Raw genomic sequence first — 16030 nt, 5'->3', positions numbered from 1 at the left:
GCGAAGTTCTTCTCGACGGGTACAACGTCAGAAAAGTTGAGTCTGTTCCGCTCAACCCTGAAAAGTTCAGCTTCCGGCCGGGGAGACGGCCTCCGCCGGCAGACGCGGGCCCACCCGGCCGAGGCCGACGACGGCCGCACAGGCGCACGCGGCCACGAGCACCCACGGGATCCAGACTGCCACGGAGAACAGCGCGACGACGGCCGGAGCGATCACCGCGGCGAGCGTGAACGCGTACTGGAAGGCCGCCAGATACCGGCCTCGCGCCTCCGGCGGTGCCGCGGCTTCGGCCAGCGCCCCGGAGCGCGGACCGAACGCGAGATCACCCGCGGCCAGCACGAGCGTCGCGCCGAGCAGGTAAACCGGCTGGAAGACCTTCGGCACGAACACCACCAGGAGACACGCCAGGCACCACACCGCGAACAACGCGGAGCCCGCGCGCATCGCGGCGATCCGGGTCAGCTTCCGGGTGAGCCGCAACCCGACGACTCCACCCAGACTGGTGACGACCGTGAGCAGTGCGATGATCGCACCGGGAAGCCACTTGGGCCCCTGCAAGGTGTTGAAGACGTACACCGGCATCCCGATGAGGAAGAAGTCCATCGTGAGCGCGAACAACCCGCTGAACACGATGAGCGCCAGGTACGGGCGGTTCCGCCAGACCCGCGCGGGTGCCGAGAGCCGCACCGGGTGCCGCGGCGCCGGCGTGACCAGTGTCGAGAGGATGGCCGCGGCGATGACGAAGGTCGCGACGTCGACCATCACGGCGACGTACAGGCCGTCGCGTCCGATCCACACCAGCAGTCCGGCCGCCGCGAGCCCACCCAGTCCGAAACCCGCGGAGCGGACCATCGCGGCTTCGGCGAACGGCCGGTCCTTCGGCCCTTCGCCCGCGACGTCGGCGATGAGCGAGAACTGCGAGCTGTAGAACAGCTGTTGTCCGGCCGCGAGCATGACCGACGCGCCGACGACACCGGCGAATCCACCGGCCAGCAGGAAAGCGCTCACGCCGGCGGCCTGAAGGACGTTGGCGCAGATCATCACCGTCCGCGGACCGATCAGGTCGACGAGCCGCCCGGCGAACGCGGGGACGAGCAATCCGGCCAGCGCACCGAGCGTGACCGCACCCCCCGCCTCGGCCAGCGGCAGACCCACCACACGGATGACGAAGACGAGGCCCAGCGGGAGGAAGAGTCCCGAACCGAAGTTGTCGATTCCCAACGCGACCAGCAACGCGACCCTGCTCCGCACAACTTCGACGCTACCGGCGTGACAGCGTCGCGAAAGGTCCGTTCAGTCAAGACCGGCGGGTAAGAACGGCCGCCGTCAAACGTCGCATGTCCGCACGGACAAAGCCTCGCGGACGTCGGCGTTCATCTCCGCCAGCCGCGTGGTCAGCCCGAGGACCTTTTCGTCGTCCCAGTCACCGAGCGCGCGCTCCATGAACTCCAGATAACCGGCCCGCCTGCGCCCCAGTTCCGCACGTCCGCGCTCGGAGATGCTGATGATCGACGCGCGGCCGTCCTCGGGCGCGGGACGGCGGTCGACCATCCCCGCCGCGGACAGCTGGGAGATTTGACGACTCACGACCGAAAGATCCACAAAGCGTCGTTTGGCCAATTCCGAGGGCCGCGCCTCGCCGTGTTTCGCCAGGTCCGACAACAGCATCGCGGCCGCCGGATCCAGGCCGGGGTCGTCCTGCCACGCCTGCATGATCCAGGCGTGCTGCAGCTGGGAGGCGGCCTTCAACTCACGCATCAGTTCGACCCTGGCGTCGTCGGCGGAGCTCATCGGTGCCTCCTGGCTACTTGTACAGTACAACTTTATTCGGCGACACTTGCGTAAGACAACTATTTACCTCGTGAGATCGCCCACTGTGAACCGGATTCAAGTACACCCGTCCGGAGCAACGATGCGGGCAAAAGGGCTCTCGACAGCTAGTCTCGCGAGCGAGCCGGAACCCAGCCGACCGGCCGACAGCCACTGACCGGAGAGGTGAATGATCCGTGAATTCTTCTCCAGTGGTCCCTCGTTCGTGAAAGCGGGGACCCCTCTTCCGGTATGCGCTTCCCGATCAGCGACCCCCAGCCCGTGACCGCCGACGCGGTCAGCCCGGTCCCGCGGTCCTCGGCGCCCCGGGAAGCCCCGCCCGCGGTCACCGCCATGGTGCGGCTCATCCGGGAGACCTGGGCGAAGTCCGAACCGTTCATCCCGGAGATCTCCCAGTTCTTCTACGGGATGTTGTTCACCCTCGCGCCGGCCACCCGCGACTTCTTCCCGATCAACATGGAGGTCCAGCGCGGCAGACTGGTCCGCGCGCTGGTCCACATCGTGCAGATGGTCGACCGGCCCGACGACCTCGTACCGTTCCTGACCCAGCTCGGCCGCGACCACCGCAAGTTCGGCGTCGTCCCGCGGCACTACGAGGCCGTCGGCACCGCGCTGCTCGCCTCGCTCAAGAACCACCTCGGTCCGGACTGGACACCGGAGGTCGAACGGGCCTGGGCGGAGGCGTTCACCATCGTCGCCCGCGCGATGCAGGAGGCGGCCGCGGCCGACGTCAACCCGGCGTCGTGGTCCGCCACCGTGCTCGAACACCGGCGGCTCACCTGGGATCTCGCCCTGGTCCGCGTCCAGCCCGAATTCCCGGTGCCGTACCAGCCCGGTCAGTACATGAGCGTCGAAGTACCGCAGCGGCCGAGACTCTGGCGCTACCTGTCGCCGGCGAACGCGCCACGCGAGGACGGCGGCATCGAGTTCCACGTGCGCGCGGTCGACGGCGGCTGGGTGTCGCGCGCCATCGTGAGCCACACGCAGCCCGGCGACGTCTGGCGGCTGGGGCCGCCGCTCGGCAGGCTTTCGGTCGACCGGACCGACGGCCGCGATGTCCTGATGATCGCGGGCGGCACCGGCATCGCGCCGCTGCGCGCCATTCTGGACGACCTCGCGCAATGGGGCGAGAACCCGAAGGTCCAGCTGTTCTACGGCGGACCGTCGCGTGAGGACCTTTACGACCTCGACGAGTTACGCGCGCTCGCGGCCACGAACCCGTGGCTCACCGTGACCCCGGTGGTCGAGCACGGTGAGGAAGCCCCCGGCTGCGTGCAGGGCACGCTCGCGGAAGCCGTTACACAGCAAGGGTCCTGGCCGGGGCACCGGATCCTCGTCGCCGGTTCGCCCGCGATGATCCGGGCGACGGTGTCCCGGATGCTGGTCGCGGGCAGCGCGCTGGACCAGATCGCATACGACCCCTTCACCATCGACTAGTGCCGCGTGACCCTGCTTGACGTTCTTGGCTCGCTATCCGCTGGCAGACGGCGGTTTCGCGTGACCGGAGGGACGACACGCGACAGGATCACGTGACACCGGGCGTTCCGTCCGAATGCGATTCCGCAATGGGGATCAGTCACCGGCCGCATACCGTTACACGACCCGGTAATCACGGAGAAAAACCCACCCGATCGGCGGATCACGCTTTCGCCGCGAACTGGCGAAAACCACTGGTGAGCAAGGAAATCCCACTTGCTTGATCACCTTTACGTAGTGCCAGATGGGGTTGACGGCGCGTATATCGTTTGCTCCGTTCGAGCGGGAAACAACCACTCGTGGATCCTTTCGCGACTTTCGGGCATACAGTCGAGAACCCTCGGGGGAACACGAGCACGATGACATCGGGTCTGGAGAATATGCCCGATCCAACTGGAGAAAATCGTTCACCCATGACTGCCGAAACAGTGAAGTACGGGCATCCATCGAGTTCGTCGAGATCTTCACGGATTCCCGTTCCGCCCTTGATCGAAACACCCACGGCGGACAAGACCGTCCAGATGGCCAGGCTCGTCAGGGAGAGTTTCGCCGCCGTCGAAACGAAGGCCGAGGAGCTGTCCCAGTACTTCTACGGGGCGCTCTTCTCCGCTTCGCCGGACGTCAGGGCGTTGTTCCCGATCAACATGGCCACGCAGCGAAATCGTTTGCTGCGCGCGCTCGTCTACGTCGTGCAGATGGTGGACCGGCCCGAGGAACTGACCACCTTCCTCAGCCAGCTCGGCCGGGACCACCGCAAGTTCGACGTCCTCGGCCGTCATTACGACGCCGTCGGTGTCGCGCTGATCGCCACGTTGAAGAGGTTCTTGAAGGACGGCTGGACGCCCGAGGTGGAAGGCGCCTGGGTCACCGCGTACGGCATCATTTCGAAGATCATGCGCGAGGCCGCGGACAAGGAGATCGGGCCCGCGTGGTGGAAGGCGACCGTCATCGAACACCGGCTCGCGTCCCGCGACGTCGCCGTCATCAGGGTGCGCACCGACCAGGCGCTCCCGTACCGGGCCGGCGGCTACGTCAGTGTCGAAGTCCCACAGCGTCCGCGGATGTGGCGGTACTTGTCACCGGCCACCGCGCCGAACGCCGACGGGACGATGGAGTTCCACGTGCACGCCGTGCGCGGCGGCTGGGTCTCGCGGACGATCGTCAACCACACCCGGTTCGGCGACGTCTGGCGTCTCGGCCCGTCACTGGGTGCGCTTTCGGTGCACCACACGGAAAGCCGTCCGCTGCTGATGATCGGCGGCGGCACCGGCGTCGCGCCGCTGCTCGCCCTGCTCGACGAAATGTCGCGCTGGAAGAACAACCCGCCGGTGCACCTGTTCTTCGGCGGGCAGAGGCCGGAAGACCTCTACGCCCTCGACCAGCTCCGCGAGCTGACCATCACCTGCCCTTGGCTGACGGTGACGCCGGTGACCGAGGAAGGCGCCATCGCCGGCGGCGACCGCGGCACGCTGGCCACAGCGGTCACGCAACGCGGCGCCTGGAAGGAGCGCGACGTGTACGTCGCCGGGTCGCCGCCCATGATCCGGGCGACGATCGCGAAACTGCTCGCCGCCGGCACGGACCTGGCACGGATCAAGTACGACCCCTTCACCCTGGACTGAGCCGATGATTCGTTCGTATTAGGCCGATCGGCCGCTCCACCTGGGCTCGACGCAGCAGTAGGTCAGGGAATCATTGACCGCGGTAACCGGCGGATTTATGGTCTAGACCACATTGCTCCCCCTCGCGGGAACACCGTCGTTCCATCCCCCAGGAGCCGGCATGACCGTCAAACGCAAGCTCGTGGCAGCCGCCGCCGGTGCGATCCTCGCCCCGATCGCCATCGTGGCCATCCCGCAGGTGGCCAGCGCCCACGGCTACGTGCTGTCCCCGCCCAGCCGCCAGGCGAACTGCGCCCAGGGCAAGGTTTCGGGCTGCGGCAGCATCGTCTACGAACCCCAGAGTGTCGAGGGCCCCAAGGGACTCCGCAGCTGCAACGGCGGCCTCCCGCAGTTCGCCGAGCTCAACGACGAGTCGAAGTCGTGGCCCGCCGCCTCGGTCGGCAACAGCGTGACCTTCAACTGGAAGTTCTCCGCCTACCACCGGACCACGAACTACGAGTACTACATCGGCGGCACCAAGATCGCCGACATCAGCGGGAACAACTCCGCGCCGAAGGACCCGACGTCGCACACAGTGAGCTTGAACGGCTTCAGCGGCCGCCAGAAGGTGCTCGCCGTCTGGAACATCGCGGACACGCCGATGGCCTTCTACAGCTGCATCGACCTGCAGATCGGCGGCGGCAACCCGCCCACGACCAGCAACCCGCCGACCACCAGTAACCCGCCCACGACGTCGAACCCCCCGACCAGCACCAGCAACCCGCCCACCGGTGGCACCTGGGCGGCCGGGACGTCCTACACGGTCGGCAGCACGGTGACCTACGACGGCGTGACCTACAGCTGCCAGATGGCGCATACGGCGATCCAGGGGTGGGAACCGCCGAACACCCCCGCACTGTGGACCCGGCAGTAAAGGGGACGCGCCTGTGAAGCTGGCCCTCGTTCTCGTCGCCGGTCTCGTGGCACTCGCGGGCTGCGGGACCGGTGATGGCTCACCCACCGGCGCCGGCGCCCCGATCTCCCCGGTCCCCCGGTCGGCGGGGGCGTCCGCGGAGTACAACGACGCCGACGTGATGTTCCTGCAGATGATGATCGCCCACAACAACCAGGGCGTGGAGATCGTCAAGCTGGTGAAGGCCAAACAGGCACAGAAGCAGGAGCTCAAGGATCTCGCGGCCGCCATCGAGGCGACGCAGCAGACCGAGAGCACCGACATGCGGAACTGGCTGAAGGCCTGGGGCAAACCCGAGACGGGTTCCATGGACCCGAACGCGCACCACCATCACGGCGGCGACGGGCTCACCGACAAGGGACTGCTCGACGCACTGTCCAAAAAGGATGGACCGGAGTTCACCCTCGACTTCGCCGACATCTTCGTCGCGCACCAGCACAACGGGGTCGCGCTGGCGAGGACCGAACTGAAGGACGGGAAGAACCCGGAGTCGAAGGCGCTGGCCCAGCGGATCATGGACTCGCGCACCGGCGAGGTTCAGCAGATCCGGACCCTGGTGCCCGGCCAGTAACGCAATTAGTCACCTACTTGCCAGAGCGCCTTCCGGCGCCCGGCCCCGATCAGGGGCAAGTAGGTGACTAATTGCGTTTTTTGGGCTTCCAGACCACGAGCGCCGTCTGCTGCCGCAAGGGAACGAGATCCTTGCGGTAGGAGGCGTGCACGGCCGCGGCCGTCTGTTCGGCGGTGACGTACGCCGCCGTGAGCTCCTCGGTCAGTTCGGCGATCCGCGCGCGGAGCGCGTCGACCTGGTTCTCCAGCTCGATGATCCGCTTGATGCCGGCGAGATTGACACCGTCCTCCTGGGACAGTCGCTGCACTTCGCGCAGCAACGCGATGTCCCGCATCGAGTAACGCCGTCCACCGCCGGAGGTCCGGCCCGGCGACACGAGACCCTGACGGTCGTAGGACCGCAGGGTCTGCGCGTGCAGGCCGGAAAGCTGCGCCGCCACCGAAATGACGAACACCGGGGTGTCCTCGTCCGCACCGTGCGGCAGCCCGCCGAACATCGTGCTCACCTGCCTTCGAGAAGTTCGGTGATCTCCGGTCGCGGGTCGTGGCCGGACATGGCCTCGGCGTAGGCCTCCAGCGCTTCACGGGCCTTGTCGTCCAATTTGGACGGTATGGCCGCCTGCAGGGTGACCAGCAGATCGCCCTGCGAGCCGTCACGCTTCGCGATTCCCTTGCCGCGCACACGAAGCACGCGGCCGCTCGCCGTGCCTTGCGGCACCTTCAGCGAGACCTTGCCCTCGAGCGTCGGCACGGTGATCGTGCCGCCGAGGGCCAGTTCCGCGAAGGACACCGGCACGGTGATCGTCAGGTCGAGGTCCTTGCGCCCGAACACCGCGTGCGGAGCGACGTGCACGCGGACGTACAGATCGCCCGGCTGCGCGCCGCCCCGGCCCGGTTCGCCCTGACCCGCGAGCCGGATCCGCTGGTCGTCGGCGACGCCCGGCGGGATCCGCACGGTCAGGGTTCGGGTGCGGGTGCTGACCCCCTCGCCCGCGCATTCCGGGCAGGGGTCGTCGATGATCGTGCCGCGGCCGCGGCAGTCGCGACACGGCTCGGAGAACGCGAACGCGCCCTGGCTCCGGCTGACCAGCCCGCTGCCCTGGCAGGTCGAACACGTCCTCGGGGAGGTCCCCGGTTTCGCGCCGTTCCCACCGCAGGTGGAGCAAGTCGCCGGGCTCGACAGCCGCAGCGGCAGGGTCGCGCCCTTGACCGCCTCGGTGAAGTCGATCCGGACGTCGGTCTCCACGTCCGCGCCGCGCTGCGGCCGGTTCGCCGTGGCACCGGCCGCGCCGCCACGACGGCCGAAGAGACCGCCGAGGATGTCGCCGAGACCGCCGAAGCCGCCCTGCTGCTGACCTGCCTGCCCGAAGATGTCGCCGACGTCGAACCCGCCACCGCCACCGCCGCCGCCCGGGAAGCCGAAGCCGCCGGGACCGCCGGAGCCGAAAAGGCGGCGAGCCTCGTCGTACTCCTTGCGCTTGGACGCGTCGGACAGCACGCCGTACGCCTCGGAGACCGCCTTGAACTTCTTCTCGGCCTCCGCGTTGCCCGCGTTGGCGTCGGGGTGGTTCTCCTTGGCCAGCTTGCGATAGGCCTTCTTGATCTCGTCGGCGGTGGCGTCGGAGGAGACGCCCAGCTCACGGTAGAAGTCCTTACCGATCCATTCCCGTGCACTCACCGAACGTCTCCTCCTTTCACGCCGTATCGCCGATCAGCGATTGTTCTCATCGAAAAGCTCGCCCTCGAGCGGCAGCTCGCCGCCCACGGGCTGGTCCATCGGTTCAGCCGTCGAGCCGCCCGGCTCGTGGTCGGTGACCCCGACCAGCGCCGCGCGCAGCACGCGCTCCCCGAAGCGGTAACCGCGGCGCATGACCATGGTGACCGTCGGCCCGGTGACGTCCGGCGACGTGCTGTGCTGGACCGCCTCGTGGACGCTCGGGTCGAAGGGCTCGCCCTCGGTGCCGAACGGCTCGAGACCCGACCGCTGCAGACTCCCGACCAGCTTCTCGCCGACCGCCTTGAAGGCACCCGTCAGATCGCCGTGCTGCTCCGCACGCTCGAGGTCGTCGAGCAGCGGGAGCAGGTCGTTGACGACCGACGCCTTCGCGCCGGCGACGACCTGCTCGCGGTCGCGATCCACACGCTTCCGGTAGTTGGCGTACTCCGCCTGGAGGCGCTGGAGGTCCGCGGTGCGTTCCGCCAGCTCCTTCTCCAGTCCGGTGGCCACCGACACCGAGTCGTCCACAATGGACTCCCCGAGGCCGGGGCCCGCGTGGGTCGCGGGCGCCGGCTCCGTCGGCACCGCGGGCTCCACCGGGTCCTCCGAGGGGGCGGCGTGCTTCGGACCATCCTGGGGTTCGGCTGCCGGGGCGGCCGGTCGGACCTCACCGGTCAGCGGGTCGATCCGCCTACGGTCCCGCACGACCACCGGTTCCTCCGGGCCCCGGCCCTCGGTTTCGTCGTAGCGTCCGGTCACTTCTTGTCCTTCTCGTCCTCTTCGACGATCTCGGCGTCGACGACGTCGTCCGCCTTGGCCTGCTGCGAACCGGTGCCCGCACCCGCCGCACCGGCCGCGCCTTCACCGGCGGCACCTTCGGCGCCTGGGGTGGCGTTGGCGTAGAGCGCGGTGCCCAGCTCCTGCGAAGCGGTGTTCAGCTTCTCGATGGACTCGCGGATCTTCGCCGAGTCGGTGCCCTTGAGCGCCTCGTTGGCCTCGTCGATCGCGGACTTCACCTTGCTCTTGAGCTCGTCGGGCAGCTTGTCCTCGTTGTCCTTGACGAACTTCTCGGTCTGGTAGACCAGCGTCTCCGCCTGGTTGCGGGTCTCCGCCTCCTCGCGGCGCTGCTTGTCCTCCTCGGCGTGCGCCTCGGCGTCCTTGACCATGCGCTCGATGTCGTCCTTCGGCAGCGCGGAGCCACCGGTGATCGTCATCGACTGCTCCTTGTTCGTGCCGAGGTCCTTCGCGAGGACGTGCACGATGCCGTTGGCGTCGATGTCGAAGGTGACCTCGATCTGCGGCACGCCACGCGGGGCGGGCGGGAGACCGGTCAGCTCGAACATGCCGAGCTTCTTGTTGTGCGCCGCGATCTCGCGCTCACCCTGGAAGACCTGGATCTGCACCGACGGCTGGTTGTCGTCCGCGGTGGAGAAGATCTCCGAACGCTTGGTCGGGATCGTGGTGTTGCGCTCGATGAGCTTGGTGAACACGCCGCCCTTGGTCTCGATGCCCAGCGAAAGCGGGGTCACGTCGAGCAGCAGGACGTCCTTGACCTCGCCCTTGAGCACACCGGCCTGCAGCGCGGCGCCGACGGCGACGACCTCGTCCGGGTTCACGCCCTTGTTCGGCTCGCGGCCACCGGTCAGCTCCTTGACCAGCTCGGACACGGCGGGCATCCGGGTGGAACCACCCACGAGCACGACGTGGTCGATGTCGCCCACGGCGACACCCGCGTCACGGATGACGTTGTTGAACGGCTTGCGGGTGCGCTCGAGCAGGTCCGAGGTGATCTTCTGGAACTCGGCGCGGGAGAGCTGCTCGTCGAGGAACAGCGGGTTCTTGTCCGCGTCCACGGTGATGTACGGCAGGTTGATGCTGGCCGAGTTGGAGCTGGACAGCTCGATCTTCGCCTTCTCGGCGGCCTCACGGATGCGCTGGAGCGCCATCTTGTCCTTGGTGAGGTCGATGCCGTTGGACGACTTGAACTTGTCGACCAGCCAGGTGACGATCCGCTCGTCCCAGTCGTCACCGCCGAGGTGGTTGTCACCGGAGGTCGCGCGGACCTCGACGACACCCTCGCCGATCTCCAGCAGCGAGACGTCGAACGTACCGCCACCGAGGTCGAAGACCAGGATGGTCTGTTCCTTCTCGCCCTTGTCGAGGCCGTACGCCAGCGCCGCCGCGGTGGGCTCGTTGACGATGCGGAGCACGTTCAGGCCGGCGATCTGCCCGGCCTCCTTGGTGGCCTGCCGCTGCGCGTCCTCGAAGTAGGCGGGGACGGTGATGACCGCGTCGGTGATGGTCTCGCCCAGGTACGCCTCGGCGTCGCGCTTGAGCTTCATCAGCACGCGGGCGCTGATCTCCTGCGAGGTGTAGGCCTTGCCGTCGATCTCGGTCTTCCAGTCGGTACCGATGTGCCGCTTGACCGACCGGATGGTCCGGTCGACGTTCGTCACGGCCTGGTTCTTGGCCGGCTGGCCGGTCAGCACTTCGCCGTTCTTGGCGAAGGCGACGATGGACGGGGTGGTGCGTGAACCTTCCGAGTTGGCGATGACCGTCGGCTCGCCGCCCTCAAGGACAGCGACGACCGAGTTGGTCGTGCCGAGGTCGATGCCGACCGCTCGCGCCATGGTGTGATCCTCCTGCTAGTTCGTGACCTGCACGTTTTCGTCCACCTTGAGTGGGCTCAACGCAAGTTGTATCGGGATGCGGGGCTTCCGTCAAGCCGGACTTGAGTCACCCTCACTCAACCTTGTACCCGGCTCAACGTGCGACCCGGTCGTCTTGTTCCCGGGCTACCGGCAGACCGCGCCTGGAGCCGGTGTGAGCCCGCTCGCAGTGTTTTCTATCGCGCGACCGCGCTCGCGCTGCCAGGGCGCACACCGCATGCACGTCACGTCCCGTCGAAAGCGCCCTGCCATCACGATCGCGGGGCCTGCCGGCCGAAACGCGCGACTCCAAAAGATCAAGAGCTTCCGGTCGCCTCAACCTCGGTCACCCGCCGAGGGCACCGGCCAGCCCGCGCACCCGCTCGCCATGTCCCAGAACTCCGAGTACCGCCAGCCGTGCGGCGAGAGCGTCTTCACCAGTCCCTGCATCGCCCTCATGTCGGCGTAGGAGGCGAACGGCGAGCCGAAGTCGTGGCAGCCGATCGCGCGGTACGCGCCGTAGGACGGGTCCAGCTGGGAGTACGGCAGCAGCCCGTCCGCGTTCCCCGCCGTCGCGGTCTCGATCGCCTTCGCCAGATCCGGCCAGAACGCGGGAAGGATGAGGCTGCCGTAGACCCCGGCCGCCATCTCTTCGGCGGTCACGGTCCGGCCGAGCTGTTTCGACGGCACACCCCCGGGCGTCCGCATCAACGCGTCATAGGTGGCGAGGACGTCCTTGCCGCGAAGCACGCAGCCCGCCGACGTCGTACACCACTTCGCGAAATCCTTGAGCGCGCTTTCGGTCGCGATGGCCTCATCGAGGACCGCCTGCCTGGTGGGCCGGGAGTGGTCGACGGCGCCGTCGAGCACCATCGCCCGGACGCGCTTCGGGTACTTCTCCGCGTACACGGCACCGAGTTCGGAACCGTAGGAGACGCCGAGCCAGTTCACCTTCGGCTCGCCGAGGGCGACCCGGATCGCTTCGACGTCGTCCGCGGCATGCCAAGTGTCCACAGAGGACAAGTCGGATCCGGTCCTATTGAGACACTCGCCGCCCGAAGCGCGGTTGTGCGCGATGAGCTTGTCGTAGTCGGCGCGGCCGCGCGGGAAGCGGCTGATCGCCGGATCGTGCAGATCCGGCCCGCACGTGATCGCGGGCCTGCTGTCACCGACGCCGCGCGGGTCGAACCCGATGACGTCGAACCGCTGCCGCACTTCGGCCATTTCCGGCTTGTCCAGCGCGAACCCGCGACCGCCGTACTTGAGCACGGTGACCCCGGCCCCGCCCGGCCCGCCCGGATTCGTCAGCAGCGAACCGACGCGGCGCGCGGGATCGGTCGCGGGCAGCTTCGCCAGCGCGATCGAGAACGTACCGCCACTCACCGGAAGGCTCGCGCATTCCAGCGTCGGCGCGTACTCGGTCGCACACGGTCGCCAGTCGATCCGGGGCGCGGCGGACGCGGGCGGCGCGGAAAGCGGGAGCAGGGTCAACGCGGTGACGGCGGCGAGGGCCCTCGTCCTCACGTGGGCTTGACCGTGATCGAGCCGGCGCCGGCCTGGAGATCCAGTACGTTCGCCGAAGCCTGGTCCTGCCGCACGCCGCCGGTCTCGACCTTGCCGGTATCGGCTTTCGCGCGGACCAGGTACGCGCCGTCCGGGACGGAGACGACGACCTTGCCGACCTCGGCGTTCGCGGTGACCGCGCCGGGCTTCGCGAGACCGACCTCGATGTCGCCGGTCCCGGTGCGCAGGTTGACCGGCCCGGACGTGCTCAGCACCCTGAAGTCGCCGACGTCGCCCTTCAGGTCGACCGAAGCGGCGCGGGCGAGCGTGACCTTGCCGGTGCCGATGAAACCGGAGATCGCCAGCTCGCGCGGCACCACGACGTCGTAGTCCACGCCGCACTGGTTGCAGCCGCCGAGGACGAGCGTGCCGTTCTCGAAGCTGTGCGTCTTGCCGGGATTCTTGCCGGTGTAGGTCACTTCACGGCGCAACGAGACCGGTGCGCCTTCTTCGACCCGGAGCGTGATCCCGCCGACCGGGACGTCCACCCGGATCGCGGTGATCTGCTCGGTGACAGGCGCGCCGTCGCTCAGCTTCTCGCGGCTTTCGCCTGTGCAGCCGACGATCCCGAACGCGGTCAGCGCGCCGAGAGCGAGCGCGCCGAGGACGCGCTTCTCCTTGATTCCCATGAGAAAGTGTTCTCCCGATGAATTCCGTCAGGCCGCTTTGACCTTGACGCTTCCGCTGTCTGTGTTGAGGTCGAGTTTGTGCGGGGCCGAGCCGGACTGGTTCACGCCGATGTCGCGGTGGCCGCTGTCGGTGGCACCGGTGACGTTGTAGTCGCCCGCCGGGACGGTGACCTCGATCGAGCCGCTGTCGCTCTTGGCCGTGACGTTCGCGGCCTTGACCAGTGCGAGGTCGATGCGGCCGCTGTCGGCGTGCGCCTGGACGTTCCCGCCGAGCCGCTCGCCCTTGATCACGCCGGAATTCGCGTCGACGTCGACGTCCTGCCCGATGTTCTTCAGTTCGACGCGGCCGGAGTCGGCCTTGACCTTCACCGTGCCCGGCACGTCGCTCACCTCGACCCGGCCGGAGTCGACCGTGACGTCCACAGTGGACACTCCGGCGATGTCGAGCGCACCCGAGTCCAGCTTGCCCGAGACCGGGATGCCCGCCGGGACCACCACGTCGTAGCGGACCTCGCAGGTGGTGCCGCAGCCGGCGAGGACCAGCGTGTCGCCTTCCACGCGGAACGCGTCGCCCGGCTTGTTCCAGCGGTACTCGAACTCCTGATGGACCCTGACCGGCCCTTCGCCGGTGCGGATTTTGACCCCGCCCTCGTCGTTGTCGATCCGCACGCTGCGGATCGGCTGGGTCACCTCCGAGGTGGCCTCCGCGTCGGACGGCCACCACCAGCCGAGGCCGGTGATGACACCGACGCCGATCAACGCGATGCCTCCGATCGCGAGGAGTGGGCGCGCCATGGTCTTGAGTCCCTCCAGAGCAGGATTTCGTGTAACCGACGCTAAGGGCACCGCGGCGGGATGGACATAGGGGTAACCCCCGGATTCGTCCCTGATCCCGCACCGGGGTCCTCGGGGTCATAACCTGGCTTCGTCATCTGTTCCACGACCAGGAGGACGCATGCCGCAGGCACCCGATCCGTACGACTTCCTGCCCGATCTGCCTGCCTTCACCTTGAGCAGCACCGACATCGAGGAAGGCGGCTTCCTGCCGACCCCCCAGCTGTCCGGGATCTTCGGCGCGGGCGGCGAGGACCGTTCCCCGCAGCTGTCCTGGGAGGGCTTCCCCGCCGAGACCAAGAGCTTCGCCGTGACCTGCTACGACCCTGACGCCCCGACGGCGAGCGGGTTCTGGCACTGGGCGGTGTTCGACATCCCCGCGTCGGTGACCGCGCTGGCCGCGAACGCGGGCGACGAGGCGGGCTCCGGCCTGCCGGAGGGCGCCGTCACCCTGAAGGGGGACGGCGGCGTGAAGCAGTTCCTCGGCGCCGCCCCGCCGCCCGGGCACGGGCCGCACCGGTACATCTTCACGGTGCACGCCGTCGACGTCGAAAAGCTGGACGTCGGCGAAGACGCCACACCGGCCCTGCTCGGCTTCAACCTCTTCAGCCACGCCATCGCCCGGGCGTCGCTCACGGCCCTGCACGAGAACAAGGGCTGAAGCGGCTTTCCGTGAAGGCCTCCTTCCTACTCTCAAGGTAGGGAAGGAGGCCTTCACGGATTTCCTAGGCCTGCCCGTTCGCCCGTCCCCGCTCCATGTACTGCCCCTCCGGCGGATCGCCGAAGCCGAACGGCCGGTACAGCCCGTGTGCGTCGGCGGTGTGCAGCATCCACCGGAACTCCGCACCCGGTCCGTTGTCGATCATCTCCCGGACCAGCTCCTTGCCGAGCCCCGCGCCGCGCGCCTCGTCCACGACGAAGACGTCCGCGAGATACGCACTGCCGATGGTGTCCGAGAACGCCCGCGCGAAGCCGACCTGACGGCCTGTCGAAGCCTCGTACGCGCCCACGACGCGCCAAGCGTTCCTGAAGACCTTCTCGACCATCTCGCGGTCTCGCCACTTGCCCCAGTAGACGCTGGTGGACAGGCACTTCCACACCACGTCGAGGTCCACCCGCGCCGGGTCGTCATCCACTTCGTATGCGCCGACGGTCCTCATGATCCGAAAGCTACCCGGCGGGTCAACGGGGTTTCAGCAGATAATCCACCACCGGCCGCAGCTCCTCCGCGGACGGCGGCTCGTCGTCGATGAGGCCCTGGATCAGCAGGCCGTCGATACCGGCGAGGAACACCCGGAACGCGACCTCGTCGTCGTGCCGGACCATCGAGGTGAGCACGTCCAGCCAGCGCCGGGCGGCGGGCCGCAGCTCGGGTTTGCGCGCGGCCAGCAGGTACAGCTCGTACTCCGCCATCGTCCGTCCACGACGCGGGCCCAGCGCCTCCGCGAGCAGCCCGGCGACCTCTTCCGCGCCGCGGCTGCCGCGTGAACGGGCGCGGTCGATCATCCAGTAGACCTCGGTCGCCATATCCCTCGCACACGAGATGAGGGTCGCGATCAGCAGGTCGTCCAGGCTCGAGAAGTGATAGGTCGTCGAAGCCGTCGGCACACCCGCCTCGGCGGCGACCGTCCGATGGGTGACGCCGGCGACGCCGTCGCGTTCGATCACCCGCAACGCGGCGGCGATGATCTCGTCGCGCCGCTTCTCACCCCTGGCCTTCCGGCCGTCGACCTGGATCTTCACTTAGTGCGCGCTCCCTGCCTCGATCAACACGACACCGCCGGCCACGAGTACCGGACCGGCGATCACGGAGAGGTTGACCGGCTCCTTGAAGAACACGATGCCAATGGCCGCCACCAGCGCGACACCGGCCGCGGCCCAGATCGCGTAGGCGATGCTCACCGGCACGCCCGCCTTCAGAACGTACGCGAGCGCGACGAACGCGAAGGCGTATCCGGCCACGACGACGATCGACGGCCCCACCTTGCTGAAGCCCTCGGAAAGTTTCAAAGAGACAGTGGCGGTCACCTCCGCAGTGATGGCGAACGCGAGCAGAAGGTGCGCTCGCGTGACAAAAACTACCTGGACGATCGTCTTAAAACAAAGAGAGGCGTACACCACATCGGTGGGACTTGGGCGCGGCCAGTGGGTTACCCATCAGTAAGAAGCATTAGTCTGCCCGAACCACC

Annotated in this window: 17 protein-coding genes; 5 read left to right on the top strand and 12 right to left on the bottom strand. The window is 68.0% G+C overall.

Annotated elements, in window-relative coordinates; translation table 11 throughout:
- Nucleotides 1–66: 66 nt before the first annotated feature.
- Both H074_RS22955 and H074_RS22950 read right to left on the bottom strand, forming a co-directional pair.
- Nucleotides 67–1251 (bottom strand): MFS transporter, encoded by a 1185-nt coding sequence (locus H074_RS22955; protein WP_007032453.1) that lies wholly within the window; start codon nucleotides 1249–1251, stop codon nucleotides 67–69.
- Between the two features lie 75 nt (nucleotides 1252–1326).
- A complete protein-coding gene (locus H074_RS22950) occupies nucleotides 1327–1791 on the bottom strand; it encodes a MarR family winged helix-turn-helix transcriptional regulator (protein WP_007032452.1) in 465 nt (154 codons plus the stop codon).
- Nucleotides 1792–2061: 270 nt separating this feature from the next.
- On the opposite strand from H074_RS22950, the gene H074_RS22945 reads away from it, so the two are divergent.
- From H074_RS22945 to H074_RS22930, 4 genes are all read left to right on the top strand, one after another.
- Nucleotides 2062–3267, top strand: coding sequence for a globin domain-containing protein (locus H074_RS22945; protein WP_007032451.1), 1206 nt, complete (start codon nucleotides 2062–2064; stop codon nucleotides 3265–3267).
- A 560-nt stretch (nucleotides 3268–3827) separates the two neighbouring features.
- Complete coding sequence (locus tag H074_RS22940) at nucleotides 3828–4928, top strand: globin domain-containing protein (RefSeq protein ID WP_039923216.1); 1101 nt, start codon at nucleotides 3828–3830, stop codon at nucleotides 4926–4928.
- Between the two features lie 160 nt (nucleotides 4929–5088).
- Nucleotides 5089–5841 (top strand): lytic polysaccharide monooxygenase, encoded by a 753-nt coding sequence (locus H074_RS22935; protein ID WP_007032449.1) that lies wholly within the window; start codon nucleotides 5089–5091, stop codon nucleotides 5839–5841.
- 13 nt (nucleotides 5842–5854) lie between these two features.
- On the top strand, nucleotides 5855–6451 hold the full coding sequence (locus H074_RS22930) for a DUF305 domain-containing protein (protein ID WP_007032448.1): 597 nt from the start codon (nucleotides 5855–5857) through the stop codon (nucleotides 6449–6451).
- A 67-nt stretch (nucleotides 6452–6518) separates the two neighbouring features.
- Here the strand turns inward: H074_RS22930 and H074_RS22925 are convergent, their stop codons facing one another.
- The 7 genes from H074_RS22925 to H074_RS22895 all read right to left on the bottom strand — a co-directional run bounded on the left by H074_RS22925 (nucleotide 6519) and on the right by H074_RS22895 (nucleotide 13802).
- Nucleotides 6519–6947 (bottom strand): heat shock protein transcriptional repressor HspR, encoded by a 429-nt coding sequence (locus H074_RS22925; RefSeq protein WP_039923215.1) that lies wholly within the window; start codon nucleotides 6945–6947, stop codon nucleotides 6519–6521.
- Nucleotides 6948–6952: 5 nt separating this feature from the next.
- Entirely contained in the window at nucleotides 6953–8128 is a 1176-nt protein-coding gene (gene dnaJ, locus H074_RS22920; protein ID WP_007032446.1) for a molecular chaperone DnaJ, read from the bottom strand.
- A gap of 33 nt (nucleotides 8129–8161) precedes the next feature.
- Entirely contained in the window at nucleotides 8162–8926 is a 765-nt protein-coding gene (grpE, locus tag H074_RS22915; protein ID WP_007032445.1) for a nucleotide exchange factor GrpE, read from the bottom strand.
- The gene (gene dnaK, locus H074_RS22910) at nucleotides 8923–10797 is read right to left on the bottom strand and encodes a molecular chaperone DnaK (RefSeq protein ID WP_007032444.1); all 1875 of its coding nucleotides are present in this window, start codon (nucleotides 10795–10797) and stop codon (nucleotides 8923–8925) included. Before dnaK ends, grpE begins: the two co-directional genes overlap by 4 nt.
- A gap of 354 nt (nucleotides 10798–11151) precedes the next feature.
- Nucleotides 11152–12339, bottom strand: coding sequence for an alpha/beta fold hydrolase (locus H074_RS22905; RefSeq protein ID WP_007032443.1), 1188 nt, complete (start codon nucleotides 12337–12339; stop codon nucleotides 11152–11154).
- The gene (locus H074_RS22900) at nucleotides 12336–13007 is read right to left on the bottom strand and encodes a DUF4097 family beta strand repeat-containing protein (protein WP_007032442.1); all 672 of its coding nucleotides are present in this window, start codon (nucleotides 13005–13007) and stop codon (nucleotides 12336–12338) included. The genes H074_RS22905 and H074_RS22900 overlap by 4 nt, the downstream gene beginning before the upstream one ends.
- A gap of 27 nt (nucleotides 13008–13034) precedes the next feature.
- Nucleotides 13035–13802 carry a DUF4097 family beta strand repeat-containing protein gene (locus H074_RS22895; RefSeq protein ID WP_007032441.1) on the bottom strand — a complete coding sequence of 256 codons (768 nt, stop codon included), beginning with the start codon at nucleotides 13800–13802 and terminating at the stop codon, nucleotides 13035–13037.
- A 160-nt stretch (nucleotides 13803–13962) separates the two neighbouring features.
- Here H074_RS22895 and H074_RS22890 point away from each other — a divergent pair, with 160 nt between their 5' ends.
- Nucleotides 13963–14502 (top strand): YbhB/YbcL family Raf kinase inhibitor-like protein, encoded by a 540-nt coding sequence (locus tag H074_RS22890; protein ID WP_007032440.1) that lies wholly within the window; start codon nucleotides 13963–13965, stop codon nucleotides 14500–14502.
- A 64-nt stretch (nucleotides 14503–14566) separates the two neighbouring features.
- On the opposite strand, the gene H074_RS22885 is transcribed toward H074_RS22890, so the two are convergent.
- The 3 genes from H074_RS22885 to H074_RS22875 are packed head-to-tail and all read right to left on the bottom strand — an operon-like array spanning nucleotide 14567 to nucleotide 15932.
- The gene (locus tag H074_RS22885; RefSeq protein WP_039923162.1) at nucleotides 14567–15001 is read right to left on the bottom strand and encodes a GNAT family N-acetyltransferase; all 435 of its coding nucleotides are present in this window, start codon (nucleotides 14999–15001) and stop codon (nucleotides 14567–14569) included.
- A 22-nt stretch (nucleotides 15002–15023) separates the two neighbouring features.
- A complete protein-coding gene (locus tag H074_RS22880; protein WP_005168568.1) occupies nucleotides 15024–15584 on the bottom strand; it encodes a TetR/AcrR family transcriptional regulator in 561 nt (186 codons plus the stop codon).
- Nucleotides 15585–15932: a DMT family transporter gene (locus H074_RS22875; protein ID WP_039923214.1), complete on the bottom strand. Its 348-nt coding sequence runs from the start codon at nucleotides 15930–15932 to the stop codon at nucleotides 15585–15587. It lies immediately after the preceding gene.
- Nucleotides 15933–16030 lie beyond the last annotated feature (98 nt).

Source organism: Amycolatopsis decaplanina DSM 44594 (assembly GCF_000342005.1).
GTDB classification, from domain to species: domain Bacteria; phylum Actinomycetota; class Actinomycetes; order Mycobacteriales; family Pseudonocardiaceae; genus Amycolatopsis; species Amycolatopsis decaplanina.
This window is presented reverse-complemented; position numbering and strand designations above follow the sequence as displayed.